Genomic DNA, 19,787 nt, shown 5'->3' with positions numbered 1-19,787 from the left:
TGCCGGTGCTCGCAACTGACCCGGCGGAAACAATGAACATCTACAACCTATGGATGACCCGATTCGGTGCGCTTTCGCCATTGAGGCAAGTCGCGATCATGGTTGGCATGGCCACCATCTCGTCAGATATCATGGCTGTCAGCGCATTTTTCGTCATTGGCCTCGAAACGCCCCATCGCGTGGCCGCTGTTACAACTGGCATCGTCGTTCTCGTCAGCCTGCCGCTCGGCGCATTTCTGGTTGGGCTGAATTACAAATTGAAGCAGCTTGCCGAACAGCTCGATCTCGACTCGCGCCGGGATGATTTGACTGGCCTGCTCAACCGGGCCGAGTTTTACCTGCAAACACAGCAACTGTTTGCCACATCCCGCCCCATCGACAGTGCGGGCGCCCTCCTCTACATCGACGCCGATTACTTCAAGGCCATCAATGATCGCTTTGGCCATGCCACTGGTGACGGCGTCATTCATGAGCTTGGCCGGGTCATTAAATCCAGCATCGGCGAGCGGGATTTGGCGGCGCGGATTGGCGGTGAAGAATTCACCGTCTTCCTCGCCGATGCGGATCTTGGCCGCGCCAACTGGATAGCCCATAAAATTCTGATCGCCACCCGCGCTATTGGCAGGGAACTCGGGCTTGAGCGAACCACGATCACCGTCAGTATCGGTATTTCCCTGCACACACCGGGCCAGTCACTGGAAGAGACATTGGCGATTGCCGACAAATATCTCTACTCCGCCAAACATCAGGGCCGAAACCGGGTCGTTTATGGCTAAAAGCTTTTTCTATTTGCCGGTCATTTGGATCAGCTGAATCAGATTTCCGCAGGTATCATCAAACACCACCATCCGGACTGGTCCGGCATCCATTGGCTCGACAGTGAACGATACGCCGAGGTCACGCAGCCTGCGATACTCCGCATCAATATCATCCACCTGAAACGAGGTTGCCGGGATACCATCCGCAACAAGGGCGTCCTTGAAGGGCTTGGCTGCCGGATGTTCGCTCGGCTCCAGCAGCAGTTCCGTTCCCTCGGGGTTTTCGGGCGATACGACCGTCAGCCAGCGATGTTCGCCGCCAAGGGGGATATCGTGTTTCACGGTGAAGCCAAGGATTCGGGTGTAGAAGTCCAAAGCCTTTGATTGATCGTCTACCAATACACTGGTGACATAAATCCTCATGGTGGTTTTCCTCCTAAAGATGTTTGCGAAGCCAGAGAGCCGCCGCCGCCTGCAACGGAATGAGATCGATGGAATGAATTTTGGTTCGCCCAGACCATGAAACATGGAGCAGTCCAGCTTTCTCAAGCGTATCGAGATGCTGGGTGATCGCCTGCCGGGACAGGGCTTCCCCATCCTCCGCTACCGACAGCGCGCAGATGTGGAACAGCGATTGATCGGGGCGCTCGCGTAATCGGTCTATGATCCTGCGCCGCGTCGGGTCGGCAATCGCCTTGAAAATCCGATCGAGTTGCTCATCATCCATGCCGAATAAATGCAATAATATTATTGCATGTCAAGAGATCGGTCGAAGAGAGAGCGGATAGTTGCGCGTCTGTCGGACCACGCATGATGGATTTTGCAATTCATGGATAAAAGGGCGCCTATGGCAGCCTCATCAAGAAGCTTGCATATCGTAACATATAGAGTTACATGAAATGCGTTGGCGACCTTTCTTCCACCCTGCTTGCCCTTACCGCAGCGGTGAAGCCTCGAACGGAGATGCAGATGTCATCGTTTTCCAATCCCGATATTGTTTCGGGATATGCGGCCAGAACCGCACAACTTGTGCCGGGCCTTCACGACCTGCACCTGATGACCGGTCTGCTTCTGGCAGAGCGGGCTCCCGCCGATGCGCGCGTTCTGGTTCTCGGGGCTGGCGGAGGAATGGAACTGGGCGTGCTCGCGCAGATGCAGCCACACTGGCGTTTCGATGGCGTCGACCCCTCTGCCGAGATGCTTCAACTGGCAAGAACCAATCTCGGTGCGCAGGCCTCTCGCGTTGCGTTCCACGAGGGCTATATCGACAGCGCGCCCGAGGGCCCATTCGACGCCGCAACCTGTCTTTTAACACTTCACTTCCTGCCGGAAGAGGAACGGCGTCAGACGCTGCGGGCGGTCCAGCAGCGACTGAAGCCCGGCGCGCCATTTGTCGCCGCGCACCACAGTTTCCCCAATGAGGGGGCGGAATTGGACAAATGGCTCACACGCTACGCGGCGTTCGCGGCGGCAACTGGGGCTCCAATATCCCTGACAGCGAACGGCATCAGAACCATGAAGGAGCGATTGCCCGTTCTGTCTCCCGCTATGGACGAAACCATCCTTCGCCAAGCGGGATTCTCAAATATCGAGCTATTCTACGCCGGTTTCACATTCAGGGGCTGGGTCGCTTACAAGAGTTGACCGCGGACTGCACCCCACCTCCTTCCGTCATCCTCGGGCTTGACCCGAGGACCCACAGCTAAAGAGTTCCATTGAACTTGATTGCTCGTGCTTTCAGATCATGGGTCCTCGGGTCATCCTCGGGTTAAACCCGAGGACTGAGGATGACGGAGTGGGGGTGATGCAAGGGAGCCAAGTTCTGCAACCTTTGTTCTGCAACCTTCGCGATTAGCGTTGCATCCACTCAAGCCCCTCAGGGTTGTTATGTCGAACCGCGAACCGACAGATGTGCAAATCTCTCTTTTATGATTAGCGCTTTAAAGGTGGTTTGCCCTCAGCATATTCAAACGCTTCGCCCGGCCCCTGATCGAGGAAAAGTAGCGGTGGGTTATCTCCCACCTGCTTTATGTGGCTGATGATATGAACCCGGTTTTGCTTATCCCTATGAACTGAATAAACAAGTTCGCCATCCAGCCCTTTGTCTGCCCGCTTGCTCTCGATCCTGAACCGCATGGTCATCGCCACCAGCCCCAGCACAAACGCAGGCGGAATGATCAGCCATATTGCCTTGATCAAATCAGGTGAGGATTGAAACGTATCAAGCAGATGAGCCCAGAAATTGTAGTCGGTCATGCGCACTCCCTTGTTTCACGAGGAAAGCGGCCACCCGAGGATTATCCTCTGGTGACCGGGGAGCTAGAAAGTCGCACACAGACGACCGCCACGGCCTTTAAGCCGAAGCTCTGGACATACGCCGAGGCCTCCCCGGCCATAGGGCTGAGGAGGTGCCTTTGCGGTCGACACCGACCGCTGTATGCGAGGTTTCTAGGCCCCAAGACCAATCCATTTCGACCGGTCTCAACGCAGACCATAGTGGGAAAATTATGCAGGTGGAAGGGGTTAGAGTGTCGGTTTGCAGGGTTATTAGTGGGTGGGGTGTGGTATGTGGTTCGTGGTTCGACAAGCTCACCATGAGGGGCTTGGGTGGATGCAACGATAATCACATAGATTGCAGATCAAAATGGTTGCAGCGCAAAGGTTGCAGAACCTAACTCCCTGCACCCCTCTTTCCGTCATCCTCGGGCTTGACCCGAGGACCCATGATCTGAAAGCGCGAGCAATCAAGTTCATTGGAACTCTTTAGCCGTGGGTCCTCGGGTCATCCTCGGGTTAAACCCGAGGACTGAGGATGACGGAGAGATGAGAGCTATAGGATGACGGAGTGGGGAGTGATGATGGGGAGCCATAGTCTGCAACCTTTGCGATTAGCGTTGCATCCACCCAAGCCCCTCATGGTGAGCTTGTCGAACCACGAACCACGAACAACACTGCACCAACCCTCTCCGCAAAATGGGAGAAGAGCGAAACCATAGCGCTAAAAGCAGGAAGCGGAGCATTGGCCCCGCTTCCTATAAATTAGATTTAGCTCTTCAGGCGGGAATTGCAGAGGCTGTAATAGCCGCCGCCCTTCTGGATCCACTTGAGGCCGCCAAGCGTGTTGTTCTGCTTGTTGGCATAATACTGTTCAAGGCATGTATGCATACGGGCCTTGCCAGCGCTTTCAGTGGAGTATTTGGCCGAAACGGCCTTCGGGAAACCAACACCCGCTGGAGCTGCCGTCGTGGCTGCTGGCGGCTCATCCTTATAGGTCGCTGTCTGAGGTGTTGGAGCAGTGTCATCATTGGTAGCAGCGGCAGAAGCGCCGGAGCTGCACTGTGCCTTGCGGAAATCATTCCACTTCTGGCCGCCAAGTGTGCCTGCCGTCTTGGCAGCTTGATACTTGGCACTGCATTCCTTCATCGTCAGGCCGCCACCGGCGCTGGCATCTGCTGGAGCAGTGGCTGTCTTGGTCGGTGCGGCGGCGGGAGCAGCTGCTGCCGCATCACCACTGCACTGGGCCTTGCGGAAATCATTCCACTTCGCGCCGCCAAGTGTACCTGCCGTCTTGGCAGCCTGATACTTGGCACTGCACTCCTTCATGGTCAGGCCGCCACCTGAATCAGCGGGGGCAGCAGCTTTCGGCGCTGCGGCTGTTGTCTTGGCGGCTTTGGTTGGAGCAGCCGGGGCCGGAGCCGCAGCTGCAGGCGATGCATCCGCACATTGCGTCTTGCGGAAATCATTCCACTTCGCACCGCCAAGTGTTCCGGCAGTCTTGGCTGCCTGATACTTGACGCTGCACTCTTTCGCCGAGAGCGCGTAGGCCGGTACAACCGTAAACGATGCGGCACCGATAATTCCGGCCAATATAAGATTCCGGGTCATAGACATTTTTGAACTCCCTCAATTTCAACAGTGCACATTCAGAAACTGGCACCAACCATGGTTTCCCCCCGAAACCCATAGTCTTCCCATGTGATGAAATGATTATGGCTTAAATTGGAGAAGTAACCAACAGGAATTACGCATGCAGAATATTCAAAATATCTGACAGAATATTACAGAATTTCAAAGAATTATACCAAAGTCTTATCAAAATACTGCCGTAATACCCACATAAAGACAGCAACAAGAAAATGGCCTTTCAAAAGAGAAAAACTGCCCATGCGAAGAATCGGGCGCCCTCCGTCACCCTTAACCGTGAGTTAACAATCTGAAGTTGTTAAACTGATCCTTGGTGCGAAGACATGAACGGCGAGGCATTTACGCAGCCGGACTTTTCGTTGTTATATGACGCCAAGGAAAAACTCTTCGATCAGGAAAACGCGTTGCATCCATCACCTGCCCGCCCGCTGCCTGCGCCTGTCTTTCGTCATTACACCGTCGCTGAACTCTGGGCTGACGGAGTGGTCCATATAACAGGCGTGACCTTGGCCATATCAGGAGCGATTCTCCTGTTCGTCTTCGGGCCGAAAGAACCCGCGACCTATGCGGCTGTAGCCATCTACCTTGCGACGCTCGTCCTCTCCATGGCGCTTTCGGCGACATACAACATATGGCCGATTTCGCCTGTTAAAGCCCTTTTGCGGCGTTTCGATCATTCGGCAATCTATCTGCTGATCGCGGGCACCTACACGCCGCTTATGGCAAAAAGCGGCACATGGTGGCTGCTATCCACTGTCTGGGCCATTGCCATCGCGGGCGTGCTGTTGAAACTTTTAATGCCCAACCGCTTCGACCGGCTGTCTATCGTGCTTTATCTGGCCTTGGGCTGGAGTGGCGTGGCCGCCTATCAGGAACTGACAACAGCGCTGTCAGCCACGGTGCTGTGGCTGATTCTCGCCGGTGGCCTCGTCTATTCCCTTGGGGTGATTTTCCATGTTCTTGAGCGGCTGCCATTTCACAACGCGATCTGGCATGCCTTCGTTCTGACTGCGGCAAGCATTCATTATGCCGCCATTTGCACGGCTGTCGCCTAGGGAAACAACATGAGCAAATATGTGTTGATTGGTTCGGCAGGATGCGGCTCTGTCATTATCGAACTGGCCTTCGCCCGCGCAAAAGCGAACTACACACTCGAACAGATACCCTATCTTGAACCAGGTCCAGAGCGTGACCGGTTGCTGGAACTCAATCCTCTGGGTCAGGTGCCGACGCTCATCCTGCCCGACGGGAATATCCTGACGGAAAGCGCGGCAATCATCCTGCATCTGGCCGATGCTTTCCCCGACGCCGGACTGGCACCCTCTGCCAGTGATCCACATCGCCCGCAGTTTCTGCGCTGGCTCGTCTACATCATCGGCGCCATCTATCCGGTTTCCACTTTTGGCGATGACCCAGCCCGCTGGGGGCTGGATGAGACAAACCAGAAGAAATACCGCGCCAGCCTCGAGGAATACCGCCTTAGCCTTTGGAAAAACGTCGAAGAGGTTGCAGACGAACCGTGGTTCCTTGGTAAGAATTTCAGCGCTATCGATCTCTATCTGGCGGTCATGCGCAATTGGCGGCCGGGGCTTAGCATATTCAACAGCCATTTCCCCAAACTCGCCGCCATCGCGGATAATGTTGGCAAAGAACCGGCCTTTGCAGAAATCCTCAATCGAGATTTCTAACTCTGCCCTAAACGCTCCTGCCATAACAGGCATAAATGCTGACATGACAGGCTTGAGCCACGGTGGAAAATAGGACAAGCTTGCAGGTGAACGGAAAGCTGCAAATTTTTCGTTGCAGGCCCTTTTCGCGGAAATAAATACCCGGACCCGCCACGGCAATCGTGGTTTAAAGGTCATATTAATTCGGGATATCCAAAGGGAACGAAAAGAATGTCTACCAGCAAAACCTTTCTCGGCGCTGCGCTCGCTCTGGCGCTTTCTATCGGATCTGCAAGCGCGCAGGTCGTTGTTTCATCCAAGATCGATACTGAAGGCGGCGTCCTCGGCAATATCATTCTGGCCGTGCTGAACGCCAACAAGATTCCGACCACCGACCGCATCCAGCTGGGCGCGACACCCATTGTGCGCAAGGCGATTACCGCCAAGGAAATCGATATCTACCCTGAATATACGGGCAATGCCGCCTTCTTCTTCGAGAAGGCTGATGATCCCGCATGGAAAGATGCGACCAAAGCCTATGAGACGGCGAAAAAGCTGGACTACGATGCCAACAAGATCGTCTGGCTGACACCCTCGCCCGCCAACAACACCTGGGCAATTGCCCTGCGCAAGGAAGTGGCCGACGCTGAAAAGCTGGTAACACTGTCTGATTTCGGCAAATATGTCGCTGGTGGTGGCAATGTCGTGCTTGCCGCCTCCTCCGAATTCGTCAATTCGGCGGCAGCCCTGCCCGCATTCCAGACCACCTACGGTTTCAAGCTGAAATCCGACCAGCTGATCACCCTTTCGGGCGGTGATACGGCTGCAACGATTGCCGCCGCTGCCAACAAGACCAATGGTGCCAATGCGGCCATGGTTTACGGCACTGATGGCGGTATTGCTCCATCCGGCCTCGTCGTTCTCGCCGATGATAAGGGCGTTCAGCCTGTTTATCAGCCAGCACCGATCATCCGCGAAGCTGTGCTGAAGGAACATCCGGAGATTGAAACCCTGTTGAAGCCGGTTTTCCTGAAGCTCGACCTCGTCACATTGCAGGACCTCAATGGCCGTGTGCAGGTGGGCGGCGAACCGGCAAAGGCCGTTGCGGAAGACTTTCTGAAGAAGAACGGCTTCCTCAAATAAGTCAGTCACTTCACTGAAGCAGGGCGGGCTGATCCCGCCCTGTTCCGGTAAATGGAGACCATGGCCGTGCGTCTGGACAAACTAGGTGTCGTGATTGCCCTGATCGCCGGATATGCGGTAGGCGTAGCGCCGTTTGCCACGTTCCGCGCCAACCGGATCGTTGCAGGTGAACCGCAAACCCTTCTGGCTTCCCTGCCTTCATGGGCTGGCCCCACGCTTCTCGCCATCATTGCCGTTGCTGTGGTTATCGGGCTCTTTCGAACCCCACCGACACTGCGGATGGCAGCTAGCTTTGCCACGCTTGCAGCTTTGTTTCTCCTCATCGGCACGGCCGCCGACCACCTCACCCCGCCTGCCAACACCTATGCACGTGTTTCGCCCGCGTCCGGCTTCTGGCTGCTGCTGTTTGCTTTCGCCCTGCTCGCAGCGGATTCGCTGACGCGCCTGCGCCTGACACCGCTGCTCCGCATCCTTGTGCTGATCCTTGCGGCTGGCTTCATCGGCTTTGTCCTGCTTTCCGGAAGCTGGGACAAACTGTCGATCCTGAAAGAATACAGTGCCCGTGCCGATAGTTTCTGGGCGGAAGCCAGCAAACACGTCACATTGGCGCTGGGTTCGCTCGTCGCGGCTGTTGTCATTGGCATCCCGCTCGGCATTCTCTGCCACCGGGTGCAGAAACTGCGCGACATCGTGCTCAATGTGCTGAACATCGTCCAGACGATCCCGTCCATTGCCCTCTTTGGCATTCTGATCGCCCCGCTTGGCTGGATTGCTGCCAACGTGCCCGGTGCCGCAGAAATCGGCATCAAGGGCATCGGCATGGCACCTGCCTTTGTCGCGCTGTTTCTCTATTCGCTGCTGCCTGTTGTAGCCAATACGGTGGTCGGACTTGCGGGTGTTCCCGTTCAGGCTAATGACGCGGCGCGTGGTGTCGGCATGACCGAAAGGCAACGCCTGTTCAAGGTGGAATTCCCACTGGCCTTCCCAGTGATCCTCACCGGTGTGCGCATTGTTCTGGTGCAAAATATCGGCCTTGCAACCATCGCCGCTCTTATCGGCGGCGGCGGTTTTGGCGTTTTCGTGTTTCAGGGCATCGGCCAGACCGCCATGGATCTCGTCCTGCTTGGCGCGGTTCCCACCGTGCTTCTCGCCTTTGCGGCAGCCATTATTCTTGATGCCGCCGTCGAACTCAGTTCACCCTTTCACTCCGGGGCATCCGCATGATTGAAATCGAGGGTATCACCAAGCGCTACGGCGCGGCGACTGTCGTCAACAACGTCTCGCTGGTCGTCCAGCCACGCACCGTCACCGTCATTGTCGGCACGTCAGGCTCGGGCAAGACGACGCTGATGCGCATGATCAACCGGCTGGTCGAGCCGACATCGGGCATTATCAAGCTTGATGGCGAGGATAATCGTTCCCTTCCCGGCTATGAACTGCGCCGCCGTATCGGCTATGCCATTCAGGGCCACGGCCTCTTTCCCCACCGCACCGTGGCGCAGAATATCGCTGTCGTGCCCGAGCTTCTCGGCTGGGACAAGGCGAAAATCGACGCCCGTGTGAGTGAACTGCTTTCGCTGTTCCAGCTGGACCCTGATACATTCGGYCCGCGCTATCCGCATGAACTTTCCGGCGGCCAGCAGCAACGCATCGGCGTTGCCCGCGCGCTCGCCGCCGAACCAAACGTGCTGCTGATGGACGAACCCTTTGGCGCGCTTGATCCCGTTATCCGCTCCAAGGCGCAGGAGGATCTGCTCGCCATCCAGAAACGCTTCGGCACCACCATCATTCTTGTCACCCACGACATGGAAGAAGCCATTCACCTCGGCCACAAGATCGCGGTGATGGATGGTGGCAATCTGCTGCAATACGCAACCCCAGCTGAAATTCTCGCCAATCCGGCAACGGATTTTGTCGCGACACTGGTTGGCACCGGCGACCGGCCCTTCCGCTTCCTGTCCTTGAGTCCCGCTGGTGATGCGGTGGAGCCCGGCACCGCCGAAGGCGAAGCCATTCCAGCCACGGCAACCCAGCGCGATGCCTTGGCCGAACTCCTCTGGTCGGGCCGCCCTGCTCTGCCCGTCGTCAATGAAGCGGGCAAATCCATCGGCCGTGTCACCGTGGACGGGCTGGTGAAACGCGCTTCAAGRCCAGCCGCATGAACCTGCGTTTTCCCACCATTCTGCGCATCGGCATCATGGCGCTTCTCGTGGTGTTTCTGCTGCGACCGGAATGGTTTGAGCCGATCTTCCGGCCACTCACCCAGAACAATGCCCCTGTCATCTACAATCAGGGCAGTTTGCTGACGCTGACGTTGCTGCATCTGCGCACCGTTGCCATTGCAACGGCAGGTGCCACCATCGTCGCTGTTGCTCTGGCTATTCTGGTCACACGCCCGTTCGGTGCCGAGTTTCTGCCGCTTTCGCGCAGTCTTGTGAATATCGGCCAGACATTTCCGCCGGTGGCTGTTCTCGCCCTCGCCGTGCCCGCGGTCGGCTTTGGTGAGAAACCAACGCTCATCGCCCTCTTTCTCTACGGATTGCTGCCGATCTTTGAAAACTCTCTGACGGGCCTGACCACCCTGCCACCCACCGTCACCGATGCGGCGCGTGGTGTGGGGATGACGGGCTGGCAGCGCCTGATCAAGGTTGAACTGCCGCTGGCAATGCCAATCATACTCGCTGGCATACGCCTTTCCGTGACAATCAATCTGGCGACCGCCACCATCGGTTCGACAGTTGCGGCCAAAACGCTGGGTGAAGTCATTATTGCCGGGCTGCAATCCAACAACCTTTCCTTCGTCCTGCAAGGCGGCCTCATCGTCGGCATTCTCGCGGTCATGATCTATGACGGATTATCGGCAATAGAACGCTTCATTTCCCGCCGCATGGGCCTTCTCCAGCAGAGCTGACCACCCCATATAAAATTATCGACGAACCGTTCCCCAAGGCAGGATTGTAAGAGGACATGCGATGAGCACGACACGCAAGCTGCATCTTGGCGCTTTCATGCGACCGGTCAGTATTCATACGGGTGCCTGGCGTTATCCCGGCGCCTATGCCGATGCCAATTTCAATTTTGCTCATCTCAAGCGCTTTGCCCAGACGCTGGAACGCGGCAAGTTCGACGCCTTCTTCATGGCCGACCATCTGGCCGTGCTGAACATGCCGGTGGAAGCGCTGAAACGCAGCCACACGGTGACATCCTTTGAACCGTTCACCCTGCTTTCGGCATTGGCCGGTGCGACCGAGCATATCGGCCTGATCGCCACCGCCTCGACGACCTTTGACGAGCCCTATCACATCGCACGGCGCTTCGCCTCGCTCGACCATATCAGCGGCGGACGTGCAGGTTGGAACATCGTCACCACCTCCAATCCCGACGCGGCGCTTAATTTCGGGCTGGAAGACCATATGGAGCACGACGAGCGCTATCGGCGTGCCCGCGAGTTTTATGATGTGGTGACAGGGCTTTGGGACAGTTTTGCCGACGATGCCTTTATCCGCAACGCTGAAACCGGCATTTATTTCGATCCAGAGCGCATGCATGTGCTCGATCACAAGGGCGAGTTTCTCTCGGTTCGCGGCCCGCTCAACATTGCCCGGCCCGTGCAGGGCTGGCCTGTGATCGTACAGGCAGGGTCATCCGAACCGGGACGCCAACTGGCCGCTGAAACCGCAGAACTCGTCTTTGCCGCACCGTCCAATCTTGCCGACGGCCAAAGCCTTTATGCCGACATCAAGGCCCGCATGGACAAGATCGGCCGCCAGCGCGATCAGTTGAAAATATTGCCCGCCGCCTTTGTCGTGGTGGGCGATACCGTGGAGGAAGCCAAGGAAAAACGCGCCCGTCTCGATAGTCTTGTGCACTACGCCAATGCCATCGGCTCCCTGTCGATTGCCCTTGGTCAGGATGCGTCGGGTTTTGATCCCGATGGGCCATTGCCCGAGATCACCGATACCAATGCCAGCAAGAGCGGCCTGGAGCGTACGGTCAATCTGGCACGGCGTGAAAACCTGACCGTGCGCCAGCTGGCGCAACGGCTGGGTGGCTATGCGGGTCCTGCCTTTGTCGGCACCCCTACAACAATCGCCGACGAGATGCAGCAATGGCTTGAGGAGGAAGGTTCAGACGGTTTCAACGTCATGTTCCCCTATCTGCCTGAAGGACTTGATGATTTTGTCGACAAGGTCGTGCCGGAATTGCAGCGGCGCGGCATTTTCCGCACCGAATATGAAGGCAGGACATTGCGCGAAAATCTCGGTCTGCAACGCCCTGCCAATCGGTTCTTTTAGATACGGTGATCGAGCCGTTTGACCAGCCTGTCACCAACCCACTGAATGCCGCAGACAAGAATGATAAGCACGATCACCACGGCAATCATCACAGAGGTTTCAAAGCGCTGATAGCCATAGCGGATGGCAAGATCACCTAAGCCTCCCGCCCCGATCGCGCCCGCCATGGCCGATGCACCAATCAGGGTGACAAGAGTGACCGTGAAACCCGCAACAATGCCCGGCAGCGCCTCGGGCACCAGCACCTCGCGAATGATGGTCCAGCGATTGCCGCCCATGGCACGCGCCGCTTCAATCAGCCCTCGATCCACCTCACGCAAGGAAACTTCGGCAATGCGCGCATAATAGGGTGTCGCGCCGATGGATAGCGGCACGATGGCGGCCCAAGTGCCGATGGACGTGCCGACGATAAGCCGTGTGAGCGGAATCAGCGCCACCAGCAGGATAATGAATGGCACCGAGCGGAAGGCGTTGATGACAGCGCCAAGCACGCTGTTGACCCACGGGTTCGGCGCGATACCGCCACGGTCAGTTGCCACCAGCGCCAGACCCAGCGGCAGGCCAGCTGCCAGTGAGATCAGGCCGGAAGCCCCTGTCATGACAAGCGTTTCCCACAGCGATTGCAGAAGCAGTTCATACATGACTTGTGGCATAACCAAGCACCTCTACACGGGCCGAGCGGGCCTCAAGAAACGAAACAAATTGAGCAACTGCGATAGCAGGAACCGCAAGATAAAGCCGGGCGACCGCCTGATTTTGTACATGGTCGACACCGCCATGAACAAGCCGGAAAGGTCCCGGCAGATCGGCCAGCAACGTGCCCTGCGCGGCAGCACCGGCAAGATCAACACCAAGCACAGCTTCGCCGGTGGGTTCTGATGACAAGAGACTGACGATATGGGCTGGAAGCTGCGGACGAATACCCGCAAGCAGGCTTTTGGTGATATCGGTCTGCGGATCGGCAAAAACCGACCAGACCGGGCCTTCCTCAACGATTTTACCCGCATCGATAACCGCAACCCGGTCGCCAATGGAGCGGACGACTTCCATTTCATGGGTGATCAGCAGAATGGTGAGGCCGAGCTTCTGGTTGATATCTTTCAGTAGCGCGAGAATGGAACGCGTTGTTTCCGGATCGAGCGCGGATGTCGCTTCATCGGAGAGCAGCAAAGCTGGCCGCGCCGCCAGTGCCCGCGCAATGCCCACGCGCTGCTTTTGCCCGCCGGATAGCGACGACGGATAGGCTTTCGCCTTGTCGGAAAGCCCAACCAATTCCAAAAGTTCCCGCGCCCGGTTCAGGCGCTCAGCTTTCGGGCGGCCCTCGATCTTGAGGGGCAGCGCTACATTCTCTTCCACCGTCTTGGCCGACAGCAGGTTGAAATGCTGAAAAATCATGCCGATGCGACGGCGCAATGGCTGCAGCTCGCGCTCATCAAGCCCGGTAATCTGCCTGCCCTCAACAAAGATGGAGCCCGATTCCGGCCGCTCCAGACCATTGAGGCAGCGGATCAGCGTTGATTTCCCCGCGCCGCTGCGGCCGATAATACCGAGAATTTCCCCCTTGCGGACAATCAGCGACACACCATCAAGCGCTGGGGTATCGCCGAAATGCCGTTTGACATTTTCAAGCCTGACAACATCGTCGTCCTGGCGCGCGTCTGTGATGATTGCGCCCGTGCCACCGGAAACAGAGACATGCGAATTCATTTGTTTTCCCCTGGGCGAATATTGAAATCGTATCCGCCTCAATCGAGAAGGCGGTTCGCGGCATATTCCTATGCTGCGAACCGCCTTGCCGTGATTACTCTGCAATCAACCGGATATCAGTACGCGCTGATACCTGTGCCCTTGTAGACACGGTCAAATTCTGCTTTGACCTTGTCATTCTGATAGGAGGAAACGAGGGTTTTCACCCATGCCTCTTTCTCCTGACCAGCCTTCACTGCAATGAAGTTGCGGTAAGGATTGTCGTCGATCTTTTCCTGCGCGATACGGTTTTCCGGTGTCAGGCCGCTCTTTAAAGCCCAATCCGTGTTGACCACTGCCGCATCGAGATCTTCCACTGAACGCCCGACGATACCGGCATCGAGTTCCTTGATTTTGACCTTCTTCGGATTGTCGGAAATATCGGCGATCGTTGCAAGAATGTCGGTGCCCGCCTTGAGCTTGATCACGCCCTGATCCTGAAGAACCCGCAGCGCGCGGCCCTCATTGGACGGATCGTTTGGCACGCCGATCACTGCGCCTTCAGGAAGTTCAGTGATCTTGGCAAACTTCTTCGAATAAAGGCCGATCGGCCAGACGCCGGTATAACCAACAGGCACGATGTGATAGCCCTGTGTCTTGATCTGGTTGTCGAGATAAGGCTTGTGCTGGAAGGCATTGGCATCAAGATCACCGCGTTCCAGCGCTTCATTCGGCTGTGTGTAATCATTGAAGACAACCGTTTTGATTGTCAGACCGTTCTTGGCTGCTTCGGCTGTGACGACTTTCCACACATCCTCATCTTCGCCGCTGATGATGCCGACCTTGATGGCCTTGTCAGCCGCATGTGACGGCTGTGGCGCTGCAAAGCTTGATAGCGCGATGGCCGAAGCCACCAGCGCAAACAAGCCTGCGCGCCGCGTAATTTTCCCGTTATTTGCGAGATGTTCTATGGTTTTTGTCATGTGCTGGCCCCCGTAGGCAGTGTGAATAGCTAAAAGAGAAACGCCTTGTTTCGTCTCAGATATTCGCCAATGCACACAAATTGAGCGAGGGATGACTATCTTTTGTGCAGCGCAACCGGCGAAAAACCTTTCAACAAACACCTGATTGGGAGCTCAAATTTTCCACCATATGGAACACACGCATCTTTTGCCGCGAAATAAATCCCCCGATACAATTTCATTGGCGCGCGCCGGGGAGAAAATATATGCCATGGATACTTCCCCAATCTTTTGCAGATGGATGTCCCCATGAGCCGCATATCGCCTGTTGTCTATGATGAGGCTTCACCGGAAGCCCGCGCCGAACATGACCGCGAACTGCAGCTGCGTGGCCGCATGACCAATATGAAGCGCATCATGCTGCATTCGCCCATTGCCCATCGTATCTACGCGGAATGGTTCACCTTGCGCGAATTGCTGCGCCCCGCCCTGCCCGACCGCGCCATCTGGCTTTTGTCCCTTGCCATTGCAAAAGCGAGTCATGCGGATATTCCCGTCACCTTTTTCCGCCGGGCGCTGATTGATTCCGGTCTGCAGCCGGAAACCATCGTTCCGGATGCGGATGAGACAGTTCTGATGGATTTCGGCAAGGCAATCGTCGCCAATGCCAATGCGATACCCGAGCGCCTGTGGAAGCGGCTGGCTGACCGCTATGACGAACCGACATTGGTCAATCTCGTCGCCTTTGCAGGCATCATGATCGCAACAACCATTTTCACCAATGTAGTGGAAGTCGATCTCGATCCAGAATTGAATGGCTACCGGGAAGCAAAACCGGATAATGGGGTGACGATTGATCATCTCGACCATCTGGTTCTGACGGTCAAGAATATCGAAGCCACCTGCGCCTTCTATTCAACAGCGCTGGGCATGACGGTCGAAGCATTTGGTCACCAGCGCAAGGCGCTGCGCTTCGGCAACCAGAAGATCAACCTGCACGAACGGGGCCATGAATTTGAACCCAAGGCGAAAGCGGCAACACCGGGTTCCGGCGATCTTTGCTTCATCACCAAAACACCACTGAATGCGGTAATCGCCCATCTCGATCAGCTTGACATCGCCATCGAGGAAGGCCCGGTTGCCCGCACCGGAGCAACCGGACCCATTCGCTCAGTCTATATCCGCGACCCTGACGGCAATCTGGTCGAGATCGCGAATATTGCGGCGGATTAAGGGGTTAACGTCTTTTCATAACGTGCTGAGAGCCAGACCAAGACCAGCGTCGTTAAGGCGGATATTGCCGCAAATACCGCAACCGGCCAGAAATTGGCCTGCGGTAGCAGAACAACAATGATCGTTCCGGCGATGCCGACAATAACGCTCTCGATGAAGTAATAGAGTGCCGTTGCGGTTCCCGCTATATCGCCGAATTCCCGCAATGCGCCGTTGGCAGCCACCGCTGAGGTAACAGAGATGGCGCTGGCCATGACCCACATCGGCCCCATGAAAGTGACGACGGAAAGCGGCAGAAACACCTGCCCCAGCACGAGCAGAATCGCGCCGGTCAGAAACAATGCCATTCCCCGGATCAGGCATCCCCGCTGTCCCCACCATCGCACAAATACACCGCCGAAACGGCTGCACGCGATCATCACCAGTGCAACGGTTGCAAACACAAGACTGAACGAGGTCGTGGAAAGACCCAGCGCCTGCATGAGAATACGCGGTGCTGTCGAGAAATAGACAAAGAACGACCCCATGGCAGTGCTGAATCCCAGCGTATAGGTCCAGAAGGACAGGCTGCCGAACACTCTTGCGAAATTGCTGATCAGTGCGGTTCGCTCCGTCTGTACCGGGCGCGTTTCGGGCCAGCGCAGGAATGCGTGCAGCCCTGCCATCGCCGCAAGTGCGGCAAGCAGCCAGAATATGCCGCGCCAGCCGAATATGTGATCGACAAGCGCGCCGATGGCCGGTGCGAATGCAGGAACAAATGCCAGCATCGAGCCGAACAGGCCGTAGATGATAGCGCCTTCAGGCCGATCCGCATAAACATCACGGACAGTGGCAAACGTCGCCACCAGCGCCGCCGCCCCGCCAGCCGATTGAAGGACACGAAGCGCGACAAAAACCTCGGCAGAACTGGTCACGGCCAGCCCTGTCGAGGCGAGGCAGAACAAAAACGCACCGCCAAGCACCACGGGCCTGCGGCCGATACGGTCTGACAATGGCCCGAAGAGGAGTTGCCCGCAGCCAAGCACAATCATGTAAAGGCTGAGGGTTAGCTGGATAATGGCGGGCGATGTGTTCAGCACCGCAGGCATATGGACGATAACAGGCAGATAAATATCCATGCCAAGGGAAGCGAGAAGATCAAAAGGCGCCATCAGCAGCACGGCCGCTGGCAGTGAATAAGCCCAATTTTTGGGGTGTAGCATAGCAAAATCCCACGCGAACGAGAGGTTCGGCGGCGATCATTGATCCCAACTCAAACGGATATTGAGAGCCTTGAATGCCGCAACAACGGTTGAAAACGGTTGTTACGGCCTATCGGGTTGCGAGCTTGGCGGCTTTCATCGGACTTCGCTTCTGTCAAAGGATCATGCTCGTATAGAGCTGTGATTTTTTACCGTCAAGCGATCAAGAATTGTGTCCCGCCGGTTAAACAAATTTAACATTCGCGCACACAAAGAAAACACGGTCCGCCAATAATCTCGCGCTTGAGCAATGCTGGCATGACGTATAGCGCCTTCTATCTCCTTGATTTGCAAGGACTTGGCGAAATGCAAGCAGTGCTCAGGTGCAACCGTAGCGTGACAAGAATCATTTTCACAACGCGCTACAAAACCGGTTTGTAACTCAAAGGAAACGACCATGAAACTAGTTGCCACCCTCGCCGCCGGCGCGATCCTTGCCTTCGTAGGCACAAGCGCCATGGCACAGACTGCGGCTCCAGCCACAACAGCGCCAGCAGCAACCACTATGGCACCGGCACCAACCACCACGGCCCCGGCGGCTACGACCAAGCCAGCCACCACCATGATGAAAAAGGCCACGACCGCAACCACGCCTGCCAAGACGGCCATTTCAAAGGCGTGCTCGGCTCAGGCTGATGCCAAGGGTCTGCACGGCAAGGAACGCCACAAGTTCCGCAGCGATTGCAAGAAAAACGGCGGCAAGGTTTAACAGCCCCGTTTGAATGCTGGCGGCAAGATACCCGCAACTTGCCGCCAGTCATTCAGCACTTTTATGCGTTCAGACCAAGTCCACCTATGGGAACAGTTTCCGTGTGATTGGAAAAGCCTGCAATAAGCGGGCGGGCTTTGGCAATCGTCGCCTGTACCGATGCCAGCGCCAGCGAATTGCGGTGGCTTTCCTGATTATCCCAGACCTCGGTGATCCAGATACCATCCGCATCCGTGGGGTCCGTGGCAATCACATAGCTCAGACAGCCCGGCATTTCCGAAACATCAGCAAGCATAATGCCGAGCAGCTCATCACGCTTCCCCGCAACAGCCTGCATTTTCCCGATCAATCCGTACATGCGCTCCTCCCCTTTTTCGTTTGATCCCGCGATAGCTATTTTCAATAAGGCTTACTAAACTTGGACACATAAAACGTGATTCAGGGAATATTATGATGACAATTCTCGTTACAGGGAGTGCCGGTCATCTTGGTGAAGCCCTCATGCGCAGCCTGCGTGAGGGTGGCGAGTCCGTGCGGGGCATCGACGTCAAATCGTCGCCATTCACCGACAGCATCGGATCAATCACCGACCGGAACTTTGTCCGTGCCTGCATGAAGGGCGTTCAGACGGTGATGCACACGGCAACACTGCATAAACCGCATGTCGCCACCCATTCCAAACAGGATTTTATCGATACCAACATTACAGGCACGCTGATCCTGCTCGAAGAAGCTCTGGCTGCCGGGGTCAATGCCTTCGTCTTCACCAGCACCACAAGCACATTCGGTGCGGCCCTTACCCCTGCCGCTGGCGAGCCAGCGGCGTGGATCACCGAAGATGTCACGCCGGTTCCCAAGAATATTTATGGCGTCACCAAGATAGCTGCGGAAGATCTGTGCCACCTGCTTTTCCGCACGGAGCGCCTGCCGGTGATCGTGCTGCGTACATCCCGCTTCTTTCCCGAAGAGGATGATGACGCAACAGTGCGGGACAAGTTCCAGCCAGCGAACGTACAGGCAAACGAACTGCTCAACCGCCGTGTCGACGTGGAGGACGTGGTGAGCGCCCATGTTCAGGCGGCACGAAAAGCGCACGGCATTGGTTTTGGCCGATACATTATCTCCGCAACGACACCCTTTTCGCGCAGCGATCTGGCACTGCTTCGGGAAAATGCTGCGGATGTGGTGCGGCGGCTCTTTCCCGAATGCGACGCGCTTTATGCCAACCGCAAATGGCAATTGCCTGCCACTCTGGACCGCGTTTACGTCAATCACCGGGCGCTCGCGGAACTGGAGTGGCAGCCGAAATATGATTTCCGCCATGTCCTCGAAAGCCTGCGCAACGGGCAGGATTTTGCCAGCCCGCTGGCGCGCGCAATCGGCAGCAAAGTGTATCACGGGCAGACGTTCGATAAGGGCCCTTACCCGGTCGCCTGACCGTTTTTGCGCTGCGCCGCCAGCGTGGCAATGAGATCGCTGAAACGGTCCCCCTGCACCGCAATGTGCTGGCGCAGATGCGTGCGGGCGGCCTCGGCATCACCCGAAAGGATCGCCTCAACAATAGCTGCATGTTCGTTGAACGATGTGATCATCCGGTTGCGCACCCGTAATTGCAGTCTGCGGTATGGCCGCAACCGGCGATGTAGCGCGAGGCATTGCTCGATCAGGAAGCTGCTGTGGCTGGCCGTATAAACAGCCTGATGAAACCGCTCATTGTCGTAATAATACGTGTCAGTATCTTCGGCATTGGAAGACTGTGTACACTGGGCGTGGGCGGCCAGAAGGTTGGCCCGGTCCTCATCCGTGTGGCGACGCGCGGCCAGAGAACCCGCCATGCCTTCAAGCTCGGCCATTACTTCGAACATCTCGTAAATGCGATGTGGACCGGGCTCCACGACGACTGCGCCGCGCCGCGGGCGAATCTCGACAAGCCCGATGGCACTCAGTTGCATCAGGGCTTCCCTCACTGGCGTGCGCGAAACACCGAAATGCTTTGCCAGTTGCATCTCATCCAGCCTTTCGCCGGGAGCGAACTGGTTTGTGACGATACCGTTCTCGATTTCGTCCCGCAGTCCTTGCACGATATTTTCGGCCATGATCCCTCAAAAATGCAATATTCCAATTCTTGTATACAAGATAGTTGACATTACATACAAGAAAGCTCAAACA

At 56.5% G+C, this 19,787-nt stretch carries 22 protein-coding genes and 1 pseudogene; 13 read left to right on the top strand and 10 right to left on the bottom strand.

Translation table 11 applies throughout. The annotated features are described in order from the left end of the window. The first annotated feature begins 32 nt into the window (after positions 1 to 32). Positions 33 to 776, top strand: a complete 744-nt coding sequence (locus AB4Y96_RS18215) for a GGDEF domain-containing protein (protein WP_091878399.1) — start codon at positions 33 to 35, stop codon at positions 774 to 776. Between the two features lie 9 nt (positions 777 to 785). Here AB4Y96_RS18215 and AB4Y96_RS18210 read toward each other — a convergent pair whose 3' ends face one another. Both AB4Y96_RS18210 and AB4Y96_RS18205 read right to left on the bottom strand, forming a co-directional pair. Beyond that, on the bottom strand, positions 786 to 1,181 hold the full coding sequence (locus tag AB4Y96_RS18210; protein ID WP_091877411.1) for a VOC family protein: 396 nt from the start codon (positions 1,179 to 1,181) through the stop codon (positions 786 to 788). A gap of 13 nt (positions 1,182 to 1,194) precedes the next feature. Continuing rightward, a complete protein-coding gene (locus AB4Y96_RS18205; RefSeq protein ID WP_091877413.1) occupies positions 1,195 to 1,485 on the bottom strand; it encodes an ArsR/SmtB family transcription factor in 291 nt (96 codons plus the stop codon). Positions 1,486 to 1,727: 242 nt separating this feature from the next. Between AB4Y96_RS18205 and AB4Y96_RS18200 the strand changes: the two genes are divergently transcribed. Then, the gene (locus AB4Y96_RS18200; protein ID WP_441918927.1) at positions 1,728 to 2,402 is read left to right on the top strand and encodes a class I SAM-dependent methyltransferase; all 675 of its coding nucleotides are present in this window, start codon (positions 1,728 to 1,730) and stop codon (positions 2,400 to 2,402) included. 288 nt (positions 2,403 to 2,690) lie between these two features. On the opposite strand, the gene AB4Y96_RS18195 is transcribed toward AB4Y96_RS18200, so the two are convergent. Further along, a complete protein-coding gene (locus AB4Y96_RS18195; protein WP_441918926.1) occupies positions 2,691 to 3,014 on the bottom strand; it encodes a hypothetical protein in 324 nt (107 codons plus the stop codon). A 789-nt stretch (positions 3,015 to 3,803) separates the two neighbouring features. Then, positions 3,804 to 4,649: a hypothetical protein gene (locus AB4Y96_RS18190; RefSeq protein WP_441918924.1), complete on the bottom strand. Its 846-nt coding sequence runs from the start codon at positions 4,647 to 4,649 to the stop codon at positions 3,804 to 3,806. A 356-nt stretch (positions 4,650 to 5,005) separates the two neighbouring features. Between AB4Y96_RS18190 and trhA the strand changes: the two genes are divergently transcribed. From trhA to AB4Y96_RS18155, 7 genes are all read left to right on the top strand, one after another. Further along, positions 5,006 to 5,737, top strand: coding sequence for a PAQR family membrane homeostasis protein TrhA (gene trhA, locus AB4Y96_RS18185; RefSeq protein ID WP_441918922.1), 732 nt, complete (start codon positions 5,006 to 5,008; stop codon positions 5,735 to 5,737). A gap of 9 nt (positions 5,738 to 5,746) precedes the next feature. Continuing rightward, positions 5,747 to 6,370: a glutathione S-transferase family protein gene (locus tag AB4Y96_RS18180; RefSeq protein ID WP_441918920.1), complete on the top strand. Its 624-nt coding sequence runs from the start codon at positions 5,747 to 5,749 to the stop codon at positions 6,368 to 6,370. Between the two features lie 210 nt (positions 6,371 to 6,580). After that, entirely contained in the window at positions 6,581 to 7,492 is a 912-nt protein-coding gene (gene osmF / locus AB4Y96_RS18175) for a glycine betaine ABC transporter substrate-binding protein OsmF (RefSeq protein WP_441918918.1), read from the top strand. Between the two features lie 60 nt (positions 7,493 to 7,552). Next, positions 7,553 to 8,716: an ABC transporter permease gene (locus tag AB4Y96_RS18170; protein ID WP_441918916.1), complete on the top strand. Its 1,164-nt coding sequence runs from the start codon at positions 7,553 to 7,555 to the stop codon at positions 8,714 to 8,716. Further along, positions 8,713 to 9,654 carry an ABC transporter ATP-binding protein gene (locus AB4Y96_RS18165; RefSeq protein ID WP_441918915.1) on the top strand — a complete coding sequence of 314 codons (942 nt, stop codon included), beginning with the start codon at positions 8,713 to 8,715 and terminating at the stop codon, positions 9,652 to 9,654. Before AB4Y96_RS18170 ends, AB4Y96_RS18165 begins: the two co-directional genes overlap by 4 nt. Further along, the gene (locus AB4Y96_RS18160) at positions 9,651 to 10,403 is read left to right on the top strand and encodes an ABC transporter permease (RefSeq protein WP_441918913.1); all 753 of its coding nucleotides are present in this window, start codon (positions 9,651 to 9,653) and stop codon (positions 10,401 to 10,403) included. Before AB4Y96_RS18165 ends, AB4Y96_RS18160 begins: the two co-directional genes overlap by 4 nt. 61 nt (positions 10,404 to 10,464) lie before the next feature. Next, a complete protein-coding gene (locus AB4Y96_RS18155; protein WP_441918911.1) occupies positions 10,465 to 11,787 on the top strand; it encodes an LLM class flavin-dependent oxidoreductase in 1,323 nt (440 codons plus the stop codon). Here the strand turns inward: AB4Y96_RS18155 and AB4Y96_RS18150 are convergent. From AB4Y96_RS18150 to AB4Y96_RS18140, 3 genes are all read right to left on the bottom strand, one after another. Further along, on the bottom strand, positions 11,784 to 12,440 hold the full coding sequence (locus AB4Y96_RS18150; RefSeq protein WP_441918909.1) for a methionine ABC transporter permease: 657 nt from the start codon (positions 12,438 to 12,440) through the stop codon (positions 11,784 to 11,786). The genes AB4Y96_RS18155 and AB4Y96_RS18150 overlap by 4 nt on opposite strands. After that, entirely contained in the window at positions 12,421 to 13,494 is a 1,074-nt protein-coding gene (locus AB4Y96_RS18145) for a methionine ABC transporter ATP-binding protein (protein ID WP_441918907.1), read from the bottom strand. Before AB4Y96_RS18145 ends, AB4Y96_RS18150 begins: the two co-directional genes overlap by 20 nt. Before the next feature lie 116 nt (positions 13,495 to 13,610). Continuing rightward, the gene (locus tag AB4Y96_RS18140) at positions 13,611 to 14,456 is read right to left on the bottom strand and encodes a MetQ/NlpA family lipoprotein (RefSeq protein WP_441918905.1); all 846 of its coding nucleotides are present in this window, start codon (positions 14,454 to 14,456) and stop codon (positions 13,611 to 13,613) included. 288 nt (positions 14,457 to 14,744) lie between these two features. Between AB4Y96_RS18140 and AB4Y96_RS18135 the strand changes: the two are divergent. Together AB4Y96_RS18135 and AB4Y96_RS18130 are read left to right on the top strand one after the other, a co-directional pair. Then, positions 14,745 to 15,263: pseudogene (locus AB4Y96_RS18135) on the top strand (hypothetical protein); the annotation flags it as partial. A gap of 18 nt (positions 15,264 to 15,281) precedes the next feature. After that, entirely contained in the window at positions 15,282 to 15,668 is a 387-nt protein-coding gene (locus AB4Y96_RS18130; protein ID WP_441919001.1) for a VOC family protein, read from the top strand. Here AB4Y96_RS18130 and cml read toward each other — a convergent pair. Continuing rightward, entirely contained in the window at positions 15,665 to 16,870 is a 1,206-nt protein-coding gene (cml, locus tag AB4Y96_RS18125) for a CmlA/FloR family chloramphenicol efflux MFS transporter (protein ID WP_441918903.1), read from the bottom strand. The genes AB4Y96_RS18130 and cml overlap by 4 nt on opposite strands. A 436-nt stretch (positions 16,871 to 17,306) precedes the next feature. Between cml and AB4Y96_RS18120 the strand changes: the two genes are divergently transcribed. Continuing rightward, on the top strand, positions 17,307 to 17,618 hold the full coding sequence (locus tag AB4Y96_RS18120) for a PsiF family protein (protein ID WP_441918901.1): 312 nt from the start codon (positions 17,307 to 17,309) through the stop codon (positions 17,616 to 17,618). A 61-nt stretch (positions 17,619 to 17,679) separates the two neighbouring features. On the opposite strand, the gene AB4Y96_RS18115 is transcribed toward AB4Y96_RS18120, so the two are convergent. Continuing rightward, positions 17,680 to 17,976, bottom strand: a complete 297-nt coding sequence (locus AB4Y96_RS18115; RefSeq protein WP_441918899.1) for a putative quinol monooxygenase — start codon at positions 17,974 to 17,976, stop codon at positions 17,680 to 17,682. A gap of 95 nt (positions 17,977 to 18,071) precedes the next feature. Between AB4Y96_RS18115 and AB4Y96_RS18110 the strand changes: the two genes are divergently transcribed. After that, complete coding sequence (locus AB4Y96_RS18110) at positions 18,072 to 19,055, top strand: NAD-dependent epimerase/dehydratase family protein (RefSeq protein WP_441918898.1); 984 nt, start codon at positions 18,072 to 18,074, stop codon at positions 19,053 to 19,055. Here AB4Y96_RS18110 and AB4Y96_RS18105 read toward each other — a convergent pair. After that, entirely contained in the window at positions 19,040 to 19,714 is a 675-nt protein-coding gene (locus tag AB4Y96_RS18105; RefSeq protein ID WP_091877445.1) for a GntR family transcriptional regulator, read from the bottom strand. The genes AB4Y96_RS18110 and AB4Y96_RS18105 overlap by 16 nt on opposite strands. Positions 19,715 to 19,787 lie beyond the last annotated feature (73 nt).

The organism is Phyllobacterium sp. TAF24 (assembly GCF_052113785.1).
Lineage (GTDB): Bacteria > Pseudomonadota > Alphaproteobacteria > Rhizobiales > Rhizobiaceae > Phyllobacterium.
Note: the sequence above shows the minus strand (reverse complement) of the source record. Positions and strands in the feature narration are given on the sequence as shown.

Excerpts from the sequence above, each read along its gene's own strand:
- AB4Y96_RS18195 (WP_441918926.1), bottom strand. The coding sequence starts at position 3,014 with ATGACCGACTACAATTTCTGGGCTCATCTGCTTGATACGTTTCAATCC.
- AB4Y96_RS18180 (WP_441918920.1), top strand. The coding sequence starts at position 5,747 with ATGAGCAAATATGTGTTGATTGGTTCGGCAGGATGCGGCTCTGTCATT.
- AB4Y96_RS18160 (WP_441918913.1), top strand. The coding sequence starts at position 9,651 with ATGAACCTGCGTTTTCCCACCATTCTGCGCATCGGCATCATGGCGCTT.
- osmF (WP_441918918.1), top strand. The coding sequence starts at position 6,581 with ATGTCTACCAGCAAAACCTTTCTCGGCGCTGCGCTCGCTCTGGCGCTT.
- AB4Y96_RS18120 (WP_441918901.1), top strand. The coding sequence starts at position 17,307 with ATGAAACTAGTTGCCACCCTCGCCGCCGGCGCGATCCTTGCCTTCGTA.
- AB4Y96_RS18110 (WP_441918898.1), top strand. The coding sequence starts at position 18,072 with ATGACAATTCTCGTTACAGGGAGTGCCGGTCATCTTGGTGAAGCCCTC.
- AB4Y96_RS18215 (WP_091878399.1), top strand. The coding sequence starts at position 33 with ATGAACATCTACAACCTATGGATGACCCGATTCGGTGCGCTTTCGCCA.
- AB4Y96_RS18200 (WP_441918927.1), top strand. The coding sequence starts at position 1,728 with ATGTCATCGTTTTCCAATCCCGATATTGTTTCGGGATATGCGGCCAGA.
- AB4Y96_RS18140 (WP_441918905.1), bottom strand. The coding sequence starts at position 14,456 with ATGACAAAAACCATAGAACATCTCGCAAATAACGGGAAAATTACGCGG.
- AB4Y96_RS18150 (WP_441918909.1), bottom strand. The coding sequence starts at position 12,440 with ATGCCACAAGTCATGTATGAACTGCTTCTGCAATCGCTGTGGGAAACG.
- AB4Y96_RS18190 (WP_441918924.1), bottom strand. The coding sequence starts at position 4,649 with ATGTCTATGACCCGGAATCTTATATTGGCCGGAATTATCGGTGCCGCA.
- AB4Y96_RS18205 (WP_091877413.1), bottom strand. The coding sequence starts at position 1,485 with ATGGATGATGAGCAACTCGATCGGATTTTCAAGGCGATTGCCGACCCG.
- AB4Y96_RS18115 (WP_441918899.1), bottom strand. The coding sequence starts at position 17,976 with ATGTACGGATTGATCGGGAAAATGCAGGCTGTTGCGGGGAAGCGTGAT.
- trhA (WP_441918922.1), top strand. The coding sequence starts at position 5,006 with ATGAACGGCGAGGCATTTACGCAGCCGGACTTTTCGTTGTTATATGAC.
- AB4Y96_RS18145 (WP_441918907.1), bottom strand. The coding sequence starts at position 13,494 with ATGAATTCGCATGTCTCTGTTTCCGGTGGCACGGGCGCAATCATCACA.
- AB4Y96_RS18210 (WP_091877411.1), bottom strand. The coding sequence starts at position 1,181 with ATGAGGATTTATGTCACCAGTGTATTGGTAGACGATCAATCAAAGGCT.
- cml (WP_441918903.1), bottom strand. The coding sequence starts at position 16,870 with ATGCTACACCCCAAAAATTGGGCTTATTCACTGCCAGCGGCCGTGCTG.
- AB4Y96_RS18105 (WP_091877445.1), bottom strand. The coding sequence starts at position 19,714 with ATGGCCGAAAATATCGTGCAAGGACTGCGGGACGAAATCGAGAACGGT.
- AB4Y96_RS18170 (WP_441918916.1), top strand. The coding sequence starts at position 7,553 with ATGGCCGTGCGTCTGGACAAACTAGGTGTCGTGATTGCCCTGATCGCC.
- AB4Y96_RS18155 (WP_441918911.1), top strand. The coding sequence starts at position 10,465 with ATGAGCACGACACGCAAGCTGCATCTTGGCGCTTTCATGCGACCGGTC.